General features: G+C 41.2%; 2 rRNA genes. Both read left to right on the forward strand.

From position 1 onward, the window contains the following. Positions 1 to 177 (forward strand): 16S ribosomal RNA (locus tag L1D51_RS21680); the annotation flags it as partial. 281 nt (positions 178 to 458) lie between these two features. Next, a 23S ribosomal RNA gene (locus L1D51_RS21685) occupies positions 459 to 585 on the forward strand; the annotation flags it as partial.

A 585-nucleotide genomic window follows, 5' to 3' on the forward strand; every position in this document is an offset into this window, starting at 1 on the left:
ATGCGGTGAATACGTTCCCGGGCCTTGTACACACCGCCCGTCACACCATGGGAGTGGGTTGCTCCAGAAGTGGATAGTCTAACCTTCGGGAGGACGTTCACCACGGAGTGATTCATGACTGGGGTGAAGTCGTAACAAGGTAGCCCTAGGGGAACCTGGGGCTGGATCACCTCCTTATACGATTTAGAACTTATTTGTTCGTAGTGTCCACACAGATGATTGTTAGTTAGCTAAACCACTAGGTTTAACTAATTAATATGCTCTTTAAAAATTTGGAAAGCTGATATTAAAATTCTTATAGATAACATTGTTATTTATAAAGAGTTTTCAAAAGTAAAAAATATGCCATTAATCGAAAGATTAATTGGTATCTACTTTAGTATTCTCATCATTATTTGATGAATTAACTTCTGGCGAAGTTAACAGCTGTCACTAACAAAGACCCGTTTGGGTTGTATGGTTAAGTGACTAAGCGTACACGGTGGATGCCTTGGCAGTTGGAGGCGATGAAGGACGTATTAACTTGCGATAAGCCTAGTCAAGCTAGTAAAAAGCGCTTGAGGCTAGGATTTCCGAATGGGGAAA

Source organism: Pseudoalteromonas shioyasakiensis (assembly GCF_022398475.1).
Taxonomy (GTDB): domain Bacteria; phylum Pseudomonadota; class Gammaproteobacteria; order Enterobacterales; family Alteromonadaceae; genus Pseudoalteromonas.